The following is a 2,437-nucleotide window of genomic DNA, read 5'->3' as shown; positions in this document are numbered from 1 at the left end:
CTAAGGCGGCACCAAGATGAATACCCCAAATGGCGACCTCGACCGTTGGCCGGACCCGGCCGTCGCAAACGCTCGCCGCAGCGTCTTCGCGCAGGACCTTGTCGTCGAAGGTGATGCCACCTCCAATGGACCGATCGAGGTCCAAGGCAATGTCGTTGGCTCACTGCGGGCGCCGGAGATCACCGTGGCTGGTTCAGGTCGTGTTGAAGGTTCCGTGGTCGCCCACGACCTCGTCGTGCTCGGGGTGGTTTCCGGCAGGGTCTCAGCGCGAAACGTTCAGCTCGCACCGAGTGCGGTCGTGCAGGCCGACGTCACCCATGAGCAGATCGCCATCGAGGCCGGTGCCGAGCTGGAGGGCAGGCTTCAGCGTAAGGCCTGACAGATCTCACACCACAAGGTCTGGCGGCAGCATTTGGCCAGCAGGCAGATAGCCCCGCCGCATCTTCTGTCGAAGAGTTTGAGATGCCGCCCTCTCCGCTTCTTCCACGGTGGCGCAAGTCTCGAGTCTTGTCCGTCCGTGCGTTCCGATCCGGCCCCAGGTCCGCAAGACGGAGACGTCTCCGAACAGCGTCGCCGCAACATCGATGCAGTAGAATCGCGCCATCTTGTGCTCAGGGTCGATGCGGTGCAGATGTGCCAGAGCCAAGGCGGTCCTCCTCTGCACAGACTCCGCCTTATTGCTCTCCAAGTCTAATTGCATTTCTGAATCGATCCGGGCGGTCCGATTCAGAAAGCTGATGGGTCATGGTGACGGATCGCCCGGTGTTCCCTCGACAACCTCGACCCAGAGGACGCCACGCAGGCTTTCTTCCGGGACCAGCCACACGGTCCTGAACCGGCCATTCACGGTGCGGTGCCGTTCTGCAACGAGTTCCCGGTCTCCGCGGTCGATCCGCCACAGGCGACGATCGATGGTCGGGCTTTTGGAGCTGCTTCTAGCGACCTCTTCCATACCGGCCTCCTGTCATCCGTTGACGGCTAGCGGTCATGGACATGAACTCTGTCAGAACATATCTAACGACATCAGAAGTGGTGCTTTGCTGTCGCCACGCGAACCACGAAAGGCTTTCCTGTCGATGCATGTTCTGTCCCCCGTTCTGGCTGTTTCCGCGCTTGCGGCGATGTCTGTTCCCGTCCACGCGCTCGACGCCTGGACGATAGGTGTCGAACGTGGCCTGCCGACCTACGCGCTCACCAGCGAAGCGGGTGAGGTGCGGCTTGTCTGCGATCCGGATCGCGTCTTTGGGCCAACGCCCAACGGCGCGTTCGTGGTTCGCTTTGTCAAAGACGCCGCACCGGACATGGTCGTCGTTCTCGCAAAGTCGGGCGAACAGGCCCGCCTGCCGGTCAACAACGGCATCGCCGCACAGGCATCGGTTGACGCAGCGGACTGGTCGAAAATGGTGGCTACCTTCCGCTCGGGCGGCGAGTTCGCGCTCGTTACAAGCGCCGACAGTCTGACCTTCGAGACAGCGCCGCTGCCCGATCTTGCCTGCGAGTAACCGGAGGCAGTTCATCGAATTCTGTTGCATTGTCCGGGTCTATCTGACGCGTCGCGCCTCGATCAGCAGCGACGCAATCGCGGCGAGGAAGGCACCAACGATCGTCGCCCGGGCCTCGATCAGCCAAGGGTCATCAAGTGCCGCATGCATAGCCCGGATAGCGGAGCTTTGGGCGTAGACGGTCGTCGGTTCGCCGACCGCCATGTCCGATGCTGCCATGGCAAAGATGCGCCTCGCCTCATCGACATGCGGCGCAAGATCATCTTCCGCCAAGAGCCGCCGCAGTTCGGCCCGGGCTTCCTTGGCAAAGGCGCGCAGCATGTAGGCTGGGGTCACGTCGCCCGCGCCAGGGATCTGCTCAAGCTGCTTCTCGATTGCCAGCGGCAGCCGAAAGAGGACCACCAGCTTCTCTTTCCGGGGCCTCGCCAACCCACTGGCAGCACATTCGGGCGGCGAAGCGGGGGACTGCGGCCGACCACTCTCCCCTTCCCTCTTCCCGGCAAACTCCGGGTCGGCCAAGTGCTCCGTCGTCATGTCGGGAAGCTGGGCCTTGCCGCACTCGACATTTCCTCCCTGCTCCGGCGCACGCCGTTCGGCAAGAATGCGCGACTGCACCTCGCGCGATGACCGCAACCGTGCGGCGGAGTTCTGCAGACCTGGTTCTTCCGCTGCCGGGGAGGGTGCGACACGTGCAGGAAGGCGGAAACGGCTCATGCAGGGATCACCTCGTCGATCCCGGTCAGGACAAGTTCCGCAACTACAAGCTGGCGTGTGATGGCATCCGCCACCAGCCGACCGCCGGGTGCTTTGGCGTTGGCGCGGGCCGCCGGTCCAAGGGGGCCGTGATAGCCCAGTTGTTCGAGGATTCTCGAATGCGGAACGATCACGTCGAGATGGTCGAGACGCAGGATCTCTTGCAGCACGTCTTGGTCGCG

Annotated in this window: 6 protein-coding genes; 2 read left to right on the top strand and 4 right to left on the bottom strand. The window is 63.1% G+C overall.

Features of this window, described 5'->3' with window-relative positions; genetic code table 11:
* The first annotated feature begins 16 nt into the window (after positions 1-16).
* Positions 17-379 carry a bactofilin family protein gene (locus GV832_RS21500; protein WP_112312858.1) on the top strand — a complete coding sequence of 121 codons (363 nt, stop codon included), beginning with the start codon at positions 17-19 and terminating at the stop codon, positions 377-379.
* A gap of 6 nt (positions 380-385) precedes the next feature.
* On the opposite strand, the gene GV832_RS21495 is transcribed toward GV832_RS21500, so the two are convergent.
* Entirely contained in the window at positions 386-700 is a 315-nt protein-coding gene (locus GV832_RS21495) for a WGR domain-containing protein (RefSeq protein ID WP_112312860.1), read from the bottom strand.
* Positions 701-742: 42 nt separating this feature from the next.
* Entirely contained in the window at positions 743-952 is a 210-nt protein-coding gene (locus GV832_RS21490; RefSeq protein WP_126976287.1) for a hypothetical protein, read from the bottom strand.
* Between the two features lie 124 nt (positions 953-1,076).
* On the opposite strand from GV832_RS21490, the gene GV832_RS21485 reads away from it, so the two are divergent.
* Positions 1,077-1,502, top strand: coding sequence for a hypothetical protein (locus GV832_RS21485; protein ID WP_112312862.1), 426 nt, complete (start codon positions 1,077-1,079; stop codon positions 1,500-1,502).
* A 39-nt stretch (positions 1,503-1,541) separates the two neighbouring features.
* On the opposite strand, the gene GV832_RS21480 is transcribed toward GV832_RS21485, so the two are convergent.
* A complete protein-coding gene (locus GV832_RS21480; protein WP_168776906.1) occupies positions 1,542-2,216 on the bottom strand; it encodes a hypothetical protein in 675 nt (224 codons plus the stop codon).
* Positions 2,213-2,437, bottom strand: a 225-nt coding sequence (locus GV832_RS21475; protein ID WP_227754610.1) for a hypothetical protein, incomplete at its 5' end; no start/stop codon positions are given. The genes GV832_RS21480 and GV832_RS21475, both read right to left, overlap by 4 nt.

The organism is Stagnihabitans tardus, assembly GCF_009925085.1.
In the GTDB taxonomy this organism is placed as follows: Bacteria; Pseudomonadota; Alphaproteobacteria; order Rhodobacterales; family Rhodobacteraceae; genus Stagnihabitans; species Stagnihabitans tardus.
Note: the sequence above shows the minus strand (reverse complement) of the source record. Positions and strands in the feature narration are given on the sequence as shown.

Excerpts from the sequence above, each read along its gene's own strand:
- GV832_RS21500 (WP_112312858.1), top strand. The coding sequence starts at position 17 with ATGAATACCCCAAATGGCGACCTCGACCGTTGGCCGGACCCGGCCGTC.
- GV832_RS21495 (WP_112312860.1), bottom strand. The coding sequence starts at position 700 with ATGCAATTAGACTTGGAGAGCAATAAGGCGGAGTCTGTGCAGAGGAGG.
- GV832_RS21490 (WP_126976287.1), bottom strand. The coding sequence starts at position 952 with ATGGAAGAGGTCGCTAGAAGCAGCTCCAAAAGCCCGACCATCGATCGT.
- GV832_RS21485 (WP_112312862.1), top strand. The coding sequence starts at position 1,077 with ATGCATGTTCTGTCCCCCGTTCTGGCTGTTTCCGCGCTTGCGGCGATG.
- GV832_RS21480 (WP_168776906.1), bottom strand. The coding sequence starts at position 2,216 with ATGAGCCGTTTCCGCCTTCCTGCACGTGTCGCACCCTCCCCGGCAGCG.